This window comes from Pediococcus stilesii (assembly GCF_001437075.1).
Classification (GTDB): Bacteria; Bacillota; Bacilli; order Lactobacillales; family Lactobacillaceae; genus Pediococcus; species Pediococcus stilesii.
In genome coordinates, this window is sequence record NZ_JQBX01000001.1 from 16,152 (window position 1) to 32,945 (window position 16,794).

Here is a 16,794-nt window from a genome sequence, read left to right on the forward strand (position 1 = left end):
CTAAAATCCCTCTTAATTCTTTGTAAATTTAATTCCGCTACCAGGACGGGCAACCACTAGCTGCTGTTCGTTAAATTCGTGCGCTAGAAAGTTGTGGACCCGGGTAATATCTTGAGTTCGACACAGGACCTTCACGTTAGGACCCGCATCAATGGTAAAGTAACATTCAATTCCAGTGGACCGCATTTGGTGGACCAACCGAACGGCCTTGATTGTTTCAGGTGCGAAGTAGGTAAAAGCCGGGTTCGCCGATAGTGTCGTCGCGTGCATCATTGCGGCACTGTGTTCAGCTAGTTCACCGATTTTAGTAAAATCATTGTTTTGAACTGCGGTAATCATTTCAGGAATTGCACGGTTTGCTTCGTCAACCCACGTTGAATAAAAGGGTGACGTTGCAACGGTTTGAGCCATGCCATGGGTGCTTTTAACTTTTTTTTGATGCCGATCGACCACCACGGTAATCATATTTAAATCAATTTCTTTTTCAGAAACGATCTGTTCTGCAAAGGAACTTTCATGATCGTGGCCGCGGTGCCAATGGACCACACCGCCAAAGATTGAACGGGAAGCGGACCCAGAGCCTAGACGTGCGATTCTTGAAATATTGGTTAAATCAGCGGTACTATCCAATGCGGAAACAACCGCGCCAGCAAGTGCCGCCATCCCAGATGCTGAAGATGCCAAACCAGCCGAAGTTGGTACATGATTATATGATTGGATCTTGGCAAATCCAGAATAGTTATATTGCCGTTTAGTGAAATCGATTAAATGGTTAATACGTTTCATACTTTTTTTCGGCATTGGTATTTGGTTTAAAAAGAAACTATTTTCGGTCAAATCGTCTGAAAAGGTCACATAAGTATCCGAATAAAATTTATCTAAAGTTAATGAAATACTGTCATTAGCAGGCAGAATTAATTCATTGTTAGCTTTTCCCCAATATTTAATTAATGCAATATTGGTGTGGGCTCTAGCAAAACCCTTCTTTTCATTTTTCAAAATAAAAATCTACTCCTAAAGTTTTTCGATCCAAGTCGCCGTGGCTCCGCCATCAATCAGATTTTGGCTAACCTGCTTGGCAGTTGATTCATCCGCCGTAAGTGCAATGATGCAACCACCTAAGCCACCACCGGTTAACTTACTGCCCAATGCTCCGGAGGCATTAGCAATTTGAATCAGTTTTTCGACGGCAGGGTGACTAACACCTAATTGCCGTAAATTTTGATGAGCTTCATTCATGGCGGCTCCTAGACTTGAAACATCATTTTCGCGTAAGGCAGCAGCCGTTTGACTAGTCAATTTTCCCAAGTTTTTAATTAAAAGTCCACCATCCGTGCCAAATTGTATTTTATTTTTAACGATTTCCACGGCTTCACTGGTTTTTCCTTTAATTCCAGAATCCCCAATTACTAGGTATGCATTGACATTAATTGGCAATGCTTTGATTGTTCCGTCACGTTTGAACCAGATTGGGGTGTTAGAACTAGCGGTTGCTGAATCTAAGCCACTAGGATTTCCGTGAATAATTTTTTCTGAGATATCGACCATTTTTAACAATGTATTGCGACTTAATGGTCGATCAAAAAATGCAAACAAAGCACGGACTAATGCAACGGCGGTCGCTGCGGAAGAACCCATGCCTCTTTCAGAAGGTATCTCACTTTCAATAGTAATTAAAAGACCGGTATTCGGCTGACCGAGTACCGTTAATGTTTGTTTGATTAACGTTTTGATACCTAAAAGATTACTATGAATATCCTCTAAGAAGCCGTTAAAATAGCGGCTTCTGATCTGAATACCGCCTTGAATATCCTGGATGGTTACTCCAGTTTTTATATTCGAAATGGGGAGGGCGATGGCTGGTTGATTATAAACAACGCTATGCTCGCCCATTAGAATAATTTTAGCATTACTTGTTTTATAGATCACTTTTACAACGCAACTCCTTTTTGTCCAAAGTAAATGATACCCTAAATGCAACGATTGTTCTATGTAGAGATGGTAAACATTTGGTAAAATTAAGATGTAGAGTAAAAGTGGAGATATAAAAATGAAGAAATTAAGGTACGCCGTTGTTGATTTAGAAACAACTGGCACGAATTATCAAGGCGAAAATCGAATCATCCAGATTGGCTGTGCTTTTGTGGAGAATGGAGAAGTTGTTGATACTTTCCAAAGTAAAGTCAATCCGCAACAGCCGATCCCAGACGCCATTACCAAACTAACGGGCATTAGCGATGACGATGTAAAAAACGCTCCTAAATTTAGCGATATTGCGGGAGAAGTTTATGCTCGTTTAGCGAATACCGTCTTTGTTGCGCATAACGTGGATTTTGACTTTCCTTTCTTAAATCAGGAATTAATCCGAAGTGGTTATCCAGAATTGGAGCTCAAAGCGGTCGATACGGTCTCACTTAGTCAAATTATCTTTCCGTATGCCAAGGGATATCGTCTAAGAGACTTAACCAGATACTTAAACATCGAACATCTGGATCCACATTCAGCCGACAGTGATGCGATTGCTACTGGACATCTTTTAATTCAAATTCAAGAACGTTTGCGAGTTTTGCCGATTGTGACTTTAGAGCGGCTAACTAATTTGGGACATGATTTACCGCGCTCGACGGGGATGCTTTTTGATTTGGCACTGGAAGATAATAAAGAACATCCACAGTCATTAAATCCAAATTTAACGGTCGTCAACGGCATTGCGCTGAGAAAAATGGCAGGAATTCAAACGGGCCTTCAATCTGACCGTGAGAAAGAACGCTATCCGCATTCCAAAAAAGACAAGGTTAAGTTATACGATAAGAAGCTAGAATGGCGTAAAACTCAAGCGTCACTGATGAATTACGTTTACCAGCAATTTACGGAAGATGACGCCCGGTCAAGCATTGTCATTGAGGCACCCACGGGAATGGGGAAAACACTTGGTTATCTTTTACCTCTGAGTTACATTGCCAGAGATCAAAAGCGCCAGGTGGTGATTAGCGTACCGACCACAATTTTGCAGTCGCAGGTCGTAGCCGTCGGAGAACAACAGTTGAACGCCATTTTAAAAACGCCTGTCCAATTTGCAATTTTAAAGGGGAGCAACAATTATCTTAGTTTAGACTTATTTTTAAAACAGCTTGAGTCGAGAAACTTGAGTAAGGAGTCTCGGCTGTTAGCCATGAAAATTCTAGTTTGGTTAACCCAAACGACCAACGGCGACCTAGATGAAATTAATCATCACATAGGTTTTTCGAACTTTATTGATCATGTGCGGCATCCAGGTGGGACAAGTCTCAATGAGCAGTCCGCTTTCTTTAAAAATGATTTCTACCGACAGGCACAAAAACGACTTAAATTTGCCGATTTTATCGTTACTAACCATATCTATTTGGCCCACCATAGTGAGAAAATTGCTAATCAGGATCACCATCCGCTGCTTGTGATTGATGAGGCGCAACATTTCATTAAAGACCTAACGAGTACCAATCAAAAATACATTGATCTAAATGACTTGATGATGGAGACCCACCGCTTGGTTAGTCATTTGATAATGAATCGATATCATAATTTGATTCAGGCGGTTGAACATCATCCGCTGGCGGCCTTTCATATTCGTCGATTCGCCAATAGCCTTGAAAAAATAAATACAGTAATTACTAAGGTTCAGCAACGCCTCTTTGACCAGTTTGTTGTAAAAAATCAACAACGCCTAGTCCCTAATCAGCCTGGCGAAATTGCAATTGATAATGTGGTTATTGAACAACTAGCCCAAGATCAGTTTCACCAGATTACGCAAGAATTGGCTAATACTTTTATTGAGATGGATACTTTAGATCGCTACTTTAAAAATCGAGATTTGGGGGATGCGGTGAAAGATAATTGGGCGCAGATTAAGGCTTATCAGAGTAATTTAACGAAGTTTTATGATGCGTTACGTCAAATAAATGATCATCATGATAAAAATATTTATTGGATTACGGTTGGCCCTAATCATGATGCCGGTAGCATTCGAATTGGAAGGGGAATTGTTAATACCAACGAGTTTTATGAATCGAAACTTGTCGCTTTTTATGAAAAAATTCTGTTAATTGGCGGGACACTCTTTGTTGGCCATAATCGTAGCTACTTTTTAGATCAATACGGCTTAAACAAATCAGATGCCATTGTTCGTTCGTTTAATACTGGAGTAAACTTTGAGAAACAACTTGATTTTGAGATTTTAGAAACGCAATTCACTTTGAATAGCGGTGTCGGCAATAAAGAATACGAAGAATTTCTGGCTAAAAATATTATGCAACTAACGGACGGTATTAACCGGCAAACGTTGGTCCTCTTTAATTCGCTAGAAACCATCAAAAACGTTTATAGTATCTTACGCCAATCGAATTATCCGAATACCAGAAGGGTGCTGGCGCAAGGAATTCATGGATCCAAAGCCAAGATTATTCGTGAATTTAATGATGAAGAAAATGCTATTCTACTTGGGGCAGCTTCTTTTTGGGAGGGAGTTGATTTTCCAGGAGACCGTTTGGAGTATTTGATCGTAACAAGACTGCCATTTCGTTCGCCGGATGATAAATTAGTTCAATTTGCTGCTAAGAAACAACCCGATGTTTTCCGCCATTTTATGCTTCCGGATGCTTTGCTAACTTTCAAGCAGGGTCTAGGACGCGTTATTCGAAATAGTGATGATTCAGGCGCAGTAGTAATGTTAGACAATCGGATTTTACTGCGAAAGTATGGTAAACAATTTATTGGACAGTTACCAAATGGGGTGCAGGCTAATTCGGGTAATCTGGAGACGGTCCGAAAAAGAATTGACAATTTCTTTAACAATCGGCAAGAATAGCTTTCTTTAATGTTGACTTTTGATATATAATCATTTTGTTGACGTTATATTGAGGGGTTATCTATGACAGAGAAAAAAAATAAGCATCCATTTCTGCTAATTATCTGTATTGGGTTAGCCATTATTATTGGATCGTTGATGATTATTGTTAACGAAATCAATCGGCCAATTCGACATGATAATCAAGTCGCAACGGAAATTGCTAAGAAAAAGACCAATTTAAAAAATATTGATCGGGTGACTCGCTTTGTGTATAACGAAGTTGGGTACACTGTTTCTGGAACGAGTGCGGATGGAACGAGCCTTTTTGTTGTAATCACGAACGATGGGAAACAAGTGACCGTCTACAACCAGAATTCAGGAATTGATGAGCAAAAAGCGATTAGTTCAATTGAAAAGAGTTCAAATCTAAAGAAGATTACTTCGAGTAGATTTGGTATTATTAAAGATAAACCAGTTTGGATAATTTCTTATCTTGATCAGAAAGACAATTTAGTGATCAAAACGATTGATTTTAAGACAGGGAAGGAAATTAAATCCATAACTACATATTAGGAGTGAAGATTGTGAAGAGAATTAGTATTATTGACGCTAAGGATTACGTCGATCAAGAAGTTGAAATTGGGGTTTGGCTGACTGACAAGCGTTCAAGTGGTAAGATTGCTTTCTTACAGCTTAGGGATGGAACGGCTTTTTTCCAAGGAGTCGTTTTGAAAAATCAGATCGGTGAAGAGAAATTTACGGAAATTAAGCATCTACGTCAAGAAACTAGTATGGTGATTACGGGAACGATTCATGAAGATGCACGTTCGCACTTTGGATACGAAATTGAAGTTTCTAGTCTAGAAGTCATTGGCGATAGCAATGATTATCCTATTACGCCTAAGGAACACGGTGTTGACTTTTTACTTGACCACCGTCACTTATGGCTTCGTTCTAAAAAGCCGCACGCAATGATGGTGATTCGAAATGAAATCATTCGAGCAACTTATGAATTCTTCAATCAAGAGGGCTTCATTAAAATTGATGCACCAATTTTGACAGGTAGTGCTCCAGAAGGAACGACTGAGCTTTTCAAGACCGAATATTTTGATAAAGAAGCATACTTATCGCAAAGTGGACAGCTTTATGAAGAAGCAGGGGCAATGGCCTTTGGAAAAGTTTTCTCATTTGGTCCAACCTTCCGTGCTGAAAAATCTAAAACAAGACGGCATTTAATTGAGTTTTGGATGATTGAACCGGAAATGGCTTTTATGCACCAAGAAGAGAGTTTAGAAGTTCAAGAACGTTACGTTGCTTATCTGGTACAAAGTGTATTAGATCACTGTGAGTATGAACTATCATTGCTTGGACGCGATCCTGAGGTTTTAAAGAAATATACAAAATTGCCTTATCCTAGAATCTCATATGACAAAGCTATCGAAATGCTACAGGAATCTGGTCAGTTCCCAGACGTAAAGTGGGGCGATGATTTTGGCTCACCTGAGGAAACTTTCTTAGCAGAGCAGTTTGAACAACCGGTATTTGTGTTAAATTACCCTAAGGCAATTAAACCGTTCTACATGAAGCCACATCCAACTCGCGAGGACGTTTATATTTGTGCTGATTTACTGGCACCTGAAGGCTATGGTGAAATCATTGGTGGTTCAGAGCGTGAAACGGACTATGACAAACTCCTGGCAAAAATTGAGGAAGCTGGCCTAAGTCGCGAAGCTTATGATTGGTACCTTGATTTACGTAAGTACGGTTCAGTGCCACATTCTGGTTTCGGTTTAGGACTAGAACGGGCCATTACATGGATTACAGGTGAGGACCACATTCGAGAAGCAATTCCATTCCCACGCTTACTTAATCGATTAAACCCATAATTAATAGGAGGTTCAAATGCAAAATTTACTTCTGAATCTTTTAAAGGATGGGAGTATCAGCATTGCTAACTTTTTATTAGATAACTATTCAAAACTCGGCATGACAAATGACGAGTTTTTACTTTATCTACAAATTAAAAAGGAACAGTCTCGCGGAAATAGTTTCCCGCAGATGGATAAGCTTGCTGAGAGTCTTGGTATGACGAGCCAAACCCTTTATTCAACGATTCAAGCATTACAAGATAAAAAGATTTTAGAAATTAATCAAAAAAAAGACAGTCGGGGACAATTGACTGACTTCTATGATTTCGATTTATTTTATCAAAAATTAATCGCCCTATTTGACGACGCGGTAGAACAGACTGAAAAAGACACCACTGAAAGTGCTGAAAACAGTATTTACGATCAAATTCAAATTGAGTTTGGCCGACCGTTGTCACCAATCGAGTTAGAAACAATTTCGCAATGGATTGATAATGATCATTTTGATCCGGATATTATTCGTCTAGCTCTAAAAGAGGCTGTTTTAAATCAAGCGTACAATTTAAAATATATGGACCGCATTTTATTAAATTGGCAACAGCGGAATCTATCAACCGTCCAGCAAATTGAAAATAGTACGTTAAAACGGCCAGTTTCCAACGTCAAACAGGATTCTAAAAATAAAACACTTAAAAAAATTCCAATCATCAAGTTAACTAAAAAAGATTAGTATTAAAAAACACCTCCAGCCGCTATAGCTGGAGGTGTTTTCTTATTGCTGAGTATTGTTAGAACCAGATGTTGTTGCTGTCCCTGCGTCGGAGGAGGAAGGGGTCGCTTGTGAATTACCATTTGAACTAGAAGGAGCAGTGGAACTACTACTTGATTCAAAACTGGATGATGACGCCGTGCTCGATTCAAAACTCGATGAACTACTGAAACTTCGACTAGAGCTAGAAGAACGTGATGATCTTCGGTCCGACGATGATGATTTATCAGATGAAGATGTGCTTCGATTATTGGCCGCATCTTCATCACTAGTCCCGGAATCATCATAATCTTCACCAATTTGGTAGTATTCATTATCGCCTTTTTTACCAACGCTTGATGGCATTGTCCAATCAGCATTAGAAGAATACTGCGACATGTAGTAAATCATGTACTTCCAGAAGTACTGAGCAATATCAGTTTGTTCTTGCGTCAGGTATCCAGTAGCCGAATTAGGGTGGTCATATCCGGTCCAGACGGCCAAGGAGTAGTCCTTGGTATAACCGGACATCCATGAATCACTCGATGCGGTACTTGGGATATCGTATTCATTAGAAACCTTATCTGAGTAGGCAACAGTCCCAGTTTTGGTTGCCATATTTAAGCCTGGAATATTCGCTGCTGTACCTGATCCATTACTGTCAGTCGTAACACCTTTAAGAATGGAGGTCATCAGGAACGCGGTTGCCTTTGTCATTACGCGAGTGCCTTTTGTCTTGTAACTATAGGTTTTTCCACCATTAGTTTCGACTTTATTTACATAAGTTGGTTTATGATAAATACCGTCGTTGGCAAATGCTGCATATGCTGCAGCTTCCTGAAGGGTTGAAATGTAAAGACCGATACCATTGTTAAGATTGTACCCATCTTTGCTGGTAATTCCCAATCCCTCTAGGAAAGTAGTCGCTTTTGAAATACCAACGTCTTGCAAAGTCCGAACAGCCGGAACGTTTCGCGATTGAATTAATGCGTCACGAACCGTCATTGTTCCTTTAAACTTATGATCAAAATCGTACAGTTTTGTGTCCGTTCCTGGATAGGTGAAAGCAATATCTTTAACCTTCCGATAGGTGGGCCACTTAAGATATTCAAAAGCGGGACCATAATCCATTAACGGTTTAGCCGTTGAACCGGAACTACGATCAGTTTGAACGGCCCGATTTAATCCGTAAGTTACGTCGCCAGTTTTTCGGCCACCAAGCATGGCTACGACATTTCCGTTGGAATTATCCACCATTGTCGCTCCGATTTGAAGGTTATCATCAGTAAACTGAACGGTTTGTCCATCATTAGCTAGATTATAAAGCTTTTTCTGTGCCGCATAATCCATGTTGGTATAAACCTTCAGGCCACCTTTGCTAGTATCAAATCCCTTATCAGAAAGGTCTTGTAGCACTTGTTTAATGTACGGATCAATAATTTTGTTTTTAGTTGGTGAATTAGTAGTTGTTCCGTGTGTCTCAGAAAGTCCAGATTCGACGCTCTCTTTTTGGGCCTTTGCCGCTTCAGATGAAGAAATGATCTTATTATCGACCATGGCCTGAAGAACGGTATCTCGACGAGACTTAGCGTACTTCGGATTTTTAATTGGGTCGTAATTAGTAGGGGATTGTGGCATCCCAGCAAGTAATGCTAATTGGGCAAGATCCAATTTGTCTAACGATTTGCCAAAGTAATACTCGGCCGCCGTTTGCATCCCGTAAACGCCATTTCCCATGTAAACTTTATTAATATAAAATTCAAGGATCTGATCCTTACTATATTGTTTATCAACCTTTAGGGCTAGCCAAGCTTCCTGGGCCTTAACTCGCAACGTCCGATCAGAAGCGTCGGTTGAAAAGACAGATAGCTTTACTAATTGTTGTGTTAAAGTACTTGCACCTTGTAACCCTAAAGATGAACCAGTGAAGTTTGCAAATGTAGCACCGACAATTCGAATGGGGTCAATCCCGTTATTTTTGTAAAAGCGCCGGTCTTCAATCGAGACAATCGCATTTTTTAAGGTCTTTGGAATCTTGTCCTTTTTTACATAGTCTCGATTTTGTGATCCTAAACGAGTTAGAACTTTACCATCTTTGTCATAGATCACCGTCGCATTATCGCTTGAAAGTTGAGCCTCCGTTATTTTAGGGGAACTTTGAGCATAATACATGAATAGGCCACCGCCAAAAACAATCATTGCCACAAACAGGGCAATTCCGGCCAACAAGATTTTCTTTAATAGAGAAAACTTTTTCTTTTTGGGGGACTTGTCCATTTGCGAATGTTGTGTTCTTCGCATGGGTCTATCTTGGTTCTGATTTCTGTTATCCATAAATAATCTCCTTGTTTTTAGAAAATCGATTCTATAATTTTTTCATAATTTGATCCACAGCATCAAGATATGGAATTAATGGATTAATATGATAATTAATTAGATATCCATTTTCTTCAAAAGTAGAAAGAGGAATCGATTTTCGACCACCCGTTTCCTTGTTATCCCAAAAATGGAAAAGATCTTCTGCCTTTAATAGGAATATCTTATCCAATTTTACAAATTTTACAATTGTAAAGCAAATACCACCGGCATTTTGGCATTGTTTCATATGATTAATCTGATGCTCATGAAAATTACTTAGTGGAAACGATGTAGTATTGGTGGTTTCCTTAGCATCAAAATCAATGTACTTCCCCTTATAAACGCCGTTGTAATCGGTAGTTGAAGCTTTGCTGAAATATGCCTCTCGAATTGTTGCCGCACTCCGCTTAGGATAATCAACCTTCACAATTTGAATGGGGGTTGGTTTTTTATGAATTACTGCAATTGCATTTGAAAGATAATAGGTATTACTCGTATTAATTTCTTCTTCTAAAGACATTCCACGTTTTCCATAAACGGTCGCAGCATTGACTTTAGCATTGGATGCACTAGAATTATTAGCTGTAACTCCAGTTGGATAGTTAAATTTCAAAGGTAATTCCTCCCTGTTGCTTTATTATACTATGGTATTCAGCTTGATAGATTACAAAAAGTTTAAAAAGCATTTTATTTAAAGAATAAAAGTATAATCGGAAGCGAACTTTAATACAAATTAAAAAAATTATAAGAATGAAATGAGATAAAAAATGAGTAGAGTATGGTTAACTGGATATCGAAGTTATGAATTGTCCGTTTTTTCCGACACGGATCCAAAGCTGCAAATAATTAAAAGTGCAATCAAACGAAAGCTAGTTGAAAAAATCGAAACGGGAACCAGTTGGGTGATCTCTGGCCCACAGCTAGGCGTAGAACAATGGGGACTTGAAGTTGCCAATGAACTTCGAAAGGATTACCCAGAATTACAGACGGCATTGATGTTTCCATTCGCCGATTTTGGACAACAATGGGAAGAAGACAAGCTTGAAAAATTAACGCAGCTAAAAAGCGCGGTTAATTTTACAGCCAATGTTAGCGAGGATTCGTATAAAAATCCGCAACAATTAAGAAATTACCAAACATTTATGCTAAACCATACGGATGAGGCCATTTTAGTGTATGATGATGAGCATGAAGGAAAAACAAGTTTTGATTTAAAAGCAATCCAAAATTTTCAAGAAAAGAATTCATATAATTTAGAAACGATTGATTTTTATGATTTAGAGGAAGAATCTAATTTATATGCAGAAAAGGACGAATAGACCTTTGAATTTTATGGAATCTTTGATACAATCAAGTATGATAATTTGAACAATAGCAATCGACGAGGTGCAACGATGGATAACATTAACTTTACTCCAAAAGATATTTTACAAAAGGAATTCAAGCCAAAAATGCGTGGATATGATCCAGCAGACGTAGATACTTTTTTGGATTCAGTAATTAAAGACTACGAGAATTTCAACAAAGAAATTGAACGTATGAAAAATGAAAACGATCGTTTAACTGACAAGGTTGATGAACTCAACAAGCAAGCTTCAGTTGGCAGCACGGTTGAAGAATCATCAGCACCTGTTAGTGGTGCAACGAACGTAGATGTTTTGAAGCGCTTATCAAACCTTGAGCGTCGTGTGTTTGGGGCTCAATTAGAAGATAACGGTAACGATTCACACCGGATCTAAATCAATTTAATAATATTTTGTAAATCTCGGGTAATTGCGGTTAGCTTTTGCTAACTGAGGAAAGTCCATGCTCGCACAAGCTGCGATGCTTGTAGTGTTCGTGCCTGGCGAAAAAATAAGCTGGGGCATCTGTTTTACAGATGACGGCAAGTGAACAAGCTAAAATCTTTTAGATCATGCTTAAGTAACTTTGAAAAGTGCCACAGAGACGATCTTGTTAAGAAATTAACAAGTTGGAACGCGGTAAACCCCTCGAGCGGGAAACCCAAACTATGGTAGGGGAGCTTCACATACGTAAATGAATCAAGTGTGGGGGCAGATATTATCTGGAGATAGATGATTACCCAAATTTAAATTTTCCTGAGAATTTATTTTGGACAAAACATGGCTTACAGAGATTTACAATTCAGGAAAGCTAGGGTAAAAGTTATCTTTTATCCTAGCTTTTTATTTTAACTAAAATCTATAAACAGGGAAGTAAAGCATGAAGAAATTTAATTTAATTGCGACAATGGCCAGCGGTCTTGAAAGTTTAACCAAAAATGAACTAACCGAGATGGGATATGATGTTAAGACTGAAAACGGTCGTGTCCGCTTTCAAGGGACTTTCGAAGACATTATCAAAACCAACCTCTGGTTAAGAACTGCTGACCGCATAAAAATCGTGGTTGGTGAATTCGAGGCAACCACGTTTGATCAGCTTTTTGAATCAGTTAAAGCACTGCCTTGGGACGAATTAATTCCCGTTGATGGAGCCTTTCCAGTCAGCGGTAAATCCAAAAAATCAACTCTTTATAGCGTTCCAGACGTTCAAGCAATCACCAAAAAGGCGGTTGTTGAAAAGTTACGTGATGTTTTTCACTGGCGCAATCAATTTCCTGAAACGGGCGCTAAATATGGACTTGAGGTTGCCATTGATAAAGATCAGGCGATGATCACTTTGGACACAACCGGAGATAGTCTGTTCAAACGGGGATATCGGTTACATAAGGGAACAGCGCCATTAAAAGAAACGATGGCCGCTGCATTAATCCTATTAACAAATTGGCATACTGATATGCCATTAGTTGATCCATTTTGTGGTTCAGGAACTATTCCCATTGAAGCTGCTTTAATTGGCCAAAACATTGCACCAGGGTTTAACCGTGATTTTGTTTGCGAAGATTGGACAATTGCGGATCAAAAAGTCATTGATCAAATTCGTGCTGAAGCTGATGAGCAAGCCAACTACGATGTTGAATTAGACATTACCGGCTATGATATTGACCAAAACATGGTTGATATCGCGACCGAGAATGCTGAAGAAGCAGGTTTAGCAGGAATTGTCACCTTTAAACAGCAAGCAGTCAAAGACTTTAAGACGGATAAAAAGAACGGCGTAATGATCGGTAACCCGCCCTATGGGGAACGAATGGGCGATCAAGAACTTGTACGAAAAATTTATCGTCAACTAGGTGATTCAACTGGTCAGTTACGTTCTTGGAGTCGTTATTTTATCACGAGCGATCTTGATTTTGAAAATTATTATGGTCAAAAAGCCACTAAAAAACGTAAGTTATACAATGGGGCTTTAAGAACGGATTATTTTCAATTTTGGGGTAAGCGTGAAAGGTAGGTTTTCAGTGTGAAAATTGCTGTAATCGGAAACGGAATTGTTGGTGCAACCTTTGTAAATGAAATGCTAGAGCGGCATCCGAACAGTGATATTGTACAATTTGATGGTTTAAAAGGAACGGCTACGATTGCTTCTGCAGGAATCATTGCACCTTGGCTTTCAAAACGACGGAATCAAAAATGGTACAATTTAGCGCGTCAGGGTGCTGAATTTATGCAAGAGATGGCGCAAAAGTATCAAATGCCTAAGGATGTGTATTTACAAAGTGGCGTTATTTACACTAGGGATTCCGATGATAAATTACAATCGCTACTAGAACTAGCTCAGCAGCGCATTCAAAATGCTCCACAGATGGGGGACTTTAGTGAAGTTACTAGTTCGCAAATCAAAAAGCTTTTCCCATTTATACAATCAACGTCAAATGGCGTGTTTGTCCGAGGTGGAGCTCGAATTGATGGACAGCGTTTTATCCACTTTTTGAATCTCCGAAATCAAGAAAAAGTTCAAGTAGTTCAAGCGCCCGCTAAAATCACAATTGAGGGCCAGCAGGCATTTGTAAATGGATCCAATTTTGATCTTGTAATTGTTGCCGCAGGAGCGTGGCTAGCGCAGACTTTGGCGCCATTGGGAATTCAAGCCCAGGTTCGTCCGCAAAAGGGGCAGTTGATTGAAATTAATCTTCCAGACAATCAATTTATCGACCACAATGCACCAGTACTAATGCCAGAAGGTGAACGAGATTTTATCCCGACCAATGATGGAACACTCCTAATTGGTGCTACTCACGAAAATGATCAGGGATTTGATCTCACGGTTAGTGCCGAAATCGTTAAAGATTTATTGGCCAGTGGTCAGCGAATAATTCCTGGGTTAAGTGAAAAGGCAATTAAGCATGTTCGCGTTGGTACACGGGCGTATACGGAAGATTTTGCACCATTTTTTGGTCGTTTACCACAGCATTCTCAAATTTTGGTTGCCTCAGGGTTGGGGTCATCGGGCTTAACTACCGGACCAATTATTGGAAAATTACTAGTGGATTTGATTGATAATCCACTCCTAGACGTCTCACATCTGACGAAACCAATTTCAACTTATGTCAATTAGGGGGGATTAATATGAAAAAAGTCGAACGCTTCTACTACCAACCAGATTTTTTGAATAATATTATCACCTGGTCTTGGACACTCTTAATCTTGATTGTGGGCGTTATTTTTTGGTTAGAAGTAACGACCTTTAATTGGATTACGGCCATCTTTTTTGCAATTTTTGTGATGATAATTAGCATTCAGACGGTTAGTCGGACCATCGAAATCATTGGAAATGAATTGATTATAAATAAAGTTATCAAAAGTAATTTTTCGGTTTTAAGTATTAGAAATATCAAAAACGTTACCAAGGGGAAACTATCTTTAAGTTTTGAATACGAACATAAAAGATATAAACTATTGATGGGTCCCAAGACGGCTAGTAAATTATTTAAAACTTTAACAGAGGGGTAGATAAATATGAATGATATTGAAATTTCTCAAAAGGCTGAAATGCTACCAATTCAATCCATTGCTCAAAAAGCAGGATTTACCGAAGGTGAGGTTGAACCATATGGTCACTACAAGGCTAAAATAAATATTTTTTCGGAGAAAGAAAAAGGTTCAATGGGAAAACTTATTTTGGTTACATCAATTAACCCCACTCCGGCAGGGGAAGGTAAATCAACCGTCACCGTTGGTTTGGGTGATGCGTTGAATGAAATTACGAATTCAGCCATGGTAGCATTACGTGAACCCTCCCAAGGTCCCGTAATGGGCATGAAGGGCGGTGCCACCGGGGGCGGATATTCACAAGTCATTCCAATGGATGATATCAATTTACATTTCACTGGTGATATGCACGCGCTAACCGCTGCAAATAACACGTTGGCTGCTTTAATTGACAATCACATCCAACAGGGCAATGATCTAAATATCGATCCACGAAGCATTGTGTGGCGCCGGTGTCTGGATATTAATGATCGCTCCTTACGTAACATTGTAATTGGACTTGGTGGCCGTTTTAGCGGTGTTCCTCGAGAAGACGCATTTGATATTACGGTGGCTAGTGAACTAATGGCTATTTTATGTTTATCAAAAGATCTAAGCGATTTAAAAGATCGAATTAATAGAATTCTGATAGCCAATACTTATGATGGAAAGCCCGTTTTTGTTAAAGATCTTCATGTTGGTGGTGCGATTACGGCACTTTTGAAGGACGCCATTAAACCAAATTTAGTTCAAACCATTGGACATACTCCTGCACTTATTCATGGTGGACCGTTTGCAAATATCGCTCACGGCTGTAACAGCGTTCTTGCAACTAGAACAGCGTTAGAACATGCTGACTACGCCATTACAGAAGCAGGGTTTGGTGCCGACCTAGGTGCTGAAAAATTTCTTGATATTAAAACTCCTGTTCTGGGTAAAACTCCTGATGCAATTGTTATCGTTGCTACAATTCGTGCTCTCAAATATAACGGTGGTGCTAATTTAGCGGATTTACAGACGGAAGATCTCACCGCGCTCGAAAGGGGTTTTGTTAACTTAAAACGACACGTCAAAAATATGATGAGTTATAATATCCCAGTTACTGTTTCGATTAATCACTTCGTTAGTGATACCGATGCGGAAGTTTCTAAGCTGGCTGAAATGGTTAAAGCTCTAGGTGTAAATGCAATTGTCACCGATGCATGGGCCAAGGGTGGCGAAGGTTCTAAAGAGCTTGCCAACGAAGTAATCCGCCTTACCAATCAAGACTTAGGCGATATGCACAAACTTTACGATGTCAACGATTCGATTAAAAATAAAATTGAAACTGTTGTAAAGAATATCTACGGTGGTAGCGGGGTAGAGTTCTCGAGCGCGGCACTGAAAAAAATTAAAGAATGCGAAGAAAATGGTTGGGACAAGATGCCAGTTTGCATGGCGAAAACTCAATATTCATTTTCAGATGATCCTAAAAAACTGGGGGCACCAAGTGACTTTGTCATCCAGGTAAGTGATATTAATATTCGACTTGGCGCGGGCTTTTTAGTTGCCTTGACCGGTAAAATACTAACGATGCCTGGATTGCCAAAGCATCCAGCTGCTTTAGATATCGACATTAACAGTAAAGGAGAAATTACCGGGTTATTCTAGTAATTAAATTTTTATGAGATGGATTAGTTATATTGTCGGTATTTTACTGCTGGGACTCGACCAAGTAGTAAAATACCTTGTTAGCAGTAAAATTAGCGTCGGCGAAGTTAAAGAAGTTGTTCCTGGAGTTATTTCATTAACAAACCTGCGCAATGACGGTGCCGCTTGGAGCATTTTATCCGGAAATCAGGTCTTCTTTTATCTGATTACGGTTGTGGCACTGATAGTCTTATTCTACCTCCTGTATACCCAACGGCAACATTCGATCTACCAATGGGGATTGATCTTGATGATTACTGGTACGTTGGGAAATTTTATTGATCGAATTCGCTTAAAATACGTTGTTGATATGTTCCAAGTTGATTTCTTTAATTTTCCAATTTTTAACGTTGCTGACGTATGCTTGACCGTTGGTGTTTTAGTACTATTCGTTGCGATTATTCGCGATGAAAGAATTGAGGGGTAGAAAAGAGT

At 39.3% G+C, this 16,794-nt stretch carries 15 protein-coding genes and 1 other RNA gene; 12 read left to right on the top strand and 4 right to left on the bottom strand.

Annotated features, from left to right (window positions below; translation table 11 throughout):
* Window positions 1–12: 12 nt before the first annotated feature.
* Both mvaD and mvk read right to left on the bottom strand, forming a co-directional pair.
* Window positions 13–999 carry a diphosphomevalonate decarboxylase gene (mvaD, locus tag IV81_RS00085; RefSeq protein ID WP_057801086.1) on the bottom strand — a complete coding sequence of 329 codons (987 nt, stop codon included), beginning with the start codon at window positions 997–999 and terminating at the stop codon, window positions 13–15.
* A 15-nt stretch (window positions 1,000–1,014) separates the two neighbouring features.
* Window positions 1,015–1,929 carry a mevalonate kinase gene (gene mvk / locus IV81_RS00090; protein WP_269083922.1) on the bottom strand — a complete coding sequence of 305 codons (915 nt, stop codon included), beginning with the start codon at window positions 1,927–1,929 and terminating at the stop codon, window positions 1,015–1,017.
* A gap of 121 nt (window positions 1,930–2,050) precedes the next feature.
* On the opposite strand from mvk, the gene IV81_RS00095 reads away from it, so the two are divergent.
* The 4 genes from IV81_RS00095 to IV81_RS00110 all read left to right on the top strand — a co-directional run bounded on the left by IV81_RS00095 (window position 2,051) and on the right by IV81_RS00110 (window position 7,423).
* Window positions 2,051–4,843 carry a helicase C-terminal domain-containing protein gene (locus IV81_RS00095; protein ID WP_057801088.1) on the top strand — a complete coding sequence of 931 codons (2,793 nt, stop codon included), beginning with the start codon at window positions 2,051–2,053 and terminating at the stop codon, window positions 4,841–4,843.
* Window positions 4,844–4,906: 63 nt separating this feature from the next.
* The gene (locus IV81_RS00100) at window positions 4,907–5,398 is read left to right on the top strand and encodes a cell wall elongation regulator TseB-like domain-containing protein (protein ID WP_057801090.1); all 492 of its coding nucleotides are present in this window, start codon (window positions 4,907–4,909) and stop codon (window positions 5,396–5,398) included.
* An 11-nt stretch (window positions 5,399–5,409) separates the two neighbouring features.
* Window positions 5,410–6,711: an asparagine--tRNA ligase gene (gene asnS / locus IV81_RS00105; RefSeq protein WP_057801092.1), complete on the top strand. Its 1,302-nt coding sequence runs from the start codon at window positions 5,410–5,412 to the stop codon at window positions 6,709–6,711.
* A gap of 16 nt (window positions 6,712–6,727) precedes the next feature.
* Window positions 6,728–7,423 (top strand): DnaD domain protein, encoded by a 696-nt coding sequence (locus IV81_RS00110; protein WP_057801094.1) that lies wholly within the window; start codon window positions 6,728–6,730, stop codon window positions 7,421–7,423.
* A gap of 42 nt (window positions 7,424–7,465) precedes the next feature.
* Here the strand turns inward: IV81_RS00110 and IV81_RS00115 are convergent, their stop codons facing one another.
* Window positions 7,466–9,775, bottom strand: coding sequence for a transglycosylase domain-containing protein (locus IV81_RS00115; protein ID WP_057801096.1), 2,310 nt, complete (start codon window positions 9,773–9,775; stop codon window positions 7,466–7,468).
* A 31-nt stretch (window positions 9,776–9,806) separates the two neighbouring features.
* Window positions 9,807–10,412, bottom strand: coding sequence for a Holliday junction resolvase RecU (gene recU / locus IV81_RS00120; protein WP_057801098.1), 606 nt, complete (start codon window positions 10,410–10,412; stop codon window positions 9,807–9,809).
* Between the two features lie 154 nt (window positions 10,413–10,566).
* Here recU and IV81_RS00125 point away from each other — a divergent pair, with 154 nt between their 5' ends.
* From IV81_RS00125 to lspA, 8 genes are all read left to right on the top strand, one after another.
* Window positions 10,567–11,118: an SLOG family protein gene (locus tag IV81_RS00125; protein WP_057801099.1), complete on the top strand. Its 552-nt coding sequence runs from the start codon at window positions 10,567–10,569 to the stop codon at window positions 11,116–11,118.
* 75 nt (window positions 11,119–11,193) lie between these two features.
* Entirely contained in the window at window positions 11,194–11,538 is a 345-nt protein-coding gene (gene gpsB / locus IV81_RS00130; protein ID WP_057801101.1) for a cell division regulator GpsB, read from the top strand.
* A gap of 22 nt (window positions 11,539–11,560) precedes the next feature.
* An RNA gene (gene rnpB / locus IV81_RS09185) (RNase P RNA component class B) lies at window positions 11,561–11,935 on the top strand.
* Window positions 11,936–12,022: 87 nt separating this feature from the next.
* A complete protein-coding gene (locus tag IV81_RS00135; protein WP_057801103.1) occupies window positions 12,023–13,153 on the top strand; it encodes a THUMP domain-containing class I SAM-dependent RNA methyltransferase in 1,131 nt (376 codons plus the stop codon).
* Between the two features lie 9 nt (window positions 13,154–13,162).
* The gene (locus IV81_RS00140) at window positions 13,163–14,257 is read left to right on the top strand and encodes an NAD(P)/FAD-dependent oxidoreductase (RefSeq protein ID WP_057801104.1); all 1,095 of its coding nucleotides are present in this window, start codon (window positions 13,163–13,165) and stop codon (window positions 14,255–14,257) included.
* An 11-nt stretch (window positions 14,258–14,268) separates the two neighbouring features.
* On the top strand, window positions 14,269–14,652 hold the full coding sequence (locus IV81_RS00145; RefSeq protein WP_057801105.1) for an EbsA family protein: 384 nt from the start codon (window positions 14,269–14,271) through the stop codon (window positions 14,650–14,652).
* A 6-nt stretch (window positions 14,653–14,658) separates the two neighbouring features.
* A complete protein-coding gene (locus IV81_RS00150; protein ID WP_057801106.1) occupies window positions 14,659–16,320 on the top strand; it encodes a formate--tetrahydrofolate ligase in 1,662 nt (553 codons plus the stop codon).
* Between the two features lie 13 nt (window positions 16,321–16,333).
* On the top strand, window positions 16,334–16,786 hold the full coding sequence (lspA, locus tag IV81_RS00155) for a signal peptidase II (RefSeq protein ID WP_057801108.1): 453 nt from the start codon (window positions 16,334–16,336) through the stop codon (window positions 16,784–16,786).
* Window positions 16,787–16,794 lie beyond the last annotated feature (8 nt).

Coding starts and splice junctions, on each gene's coding strand:
- IV81_RS00095 (WP_057801088.1), top strand. CDS start 2,051: ATGAAGAAATTAAGGTACGCCGTTGTTGATTTAGAAACAACTGGCACG.
- IV81_RS00100 (WP_057801090.1), top strand. CDS start 4,907: ATGACAGAGAAAAAAAATAAGCATCCATTTCTGCTAATTATCTGTATT.
- IV81_RS00110 (WP_057801094.1), top strand. CDS start 6,728: ATGCAAAATTTACTTCTGAATCTTTTAAAGGATGGGAGTATCAGCATT.
- IV81_RS00115 (WP_057801096.1), bottom strand. CDS start 9,775: ATGGATAACAGAAATCAGAACCAAGATAGACCCATGCGAAGAACACAA.
- IV81_RS00125 (WP_057801099.1), top strand. CDS start 10,567: ATGAGTAGAGTATGGTTAACTGGATATCGAAGTTATGAATTGTCCGTT.
- gpsB (WP_057801101.1), top strand. CDS start 11,194: ATGGATAACATTAACTTTACTCCAAAAGATATTTTACAAAAGGAATTC.
- IV81_RS00135 (WP_057801103.1), top strand. CDS start 12,023: ATGAAGAAATTTAATTTAATTGCGACAATGGCCAGCGGTCTTGAAAGT.
- IV81_RS00145 (WP_057801105.1), top strand. CDS start 14,269: ATGAAAAAAGTCGAACGCTTCTACTACCAACCAGATTTTTTGAATAAT.
- IV81_RS00150 (WP_057801106.1), top strand. CDS start 14,659: ATGAATGATATTGAAATTTCTCAAAAGGCTGAAATGCTACCAATTCAA.
- lspA (WP_057801108.1), top strand. CDS start 16,334: ATGAGATGGATTAGTTATATTGTCGGTATTTTACTGCTGGGACTCGAC.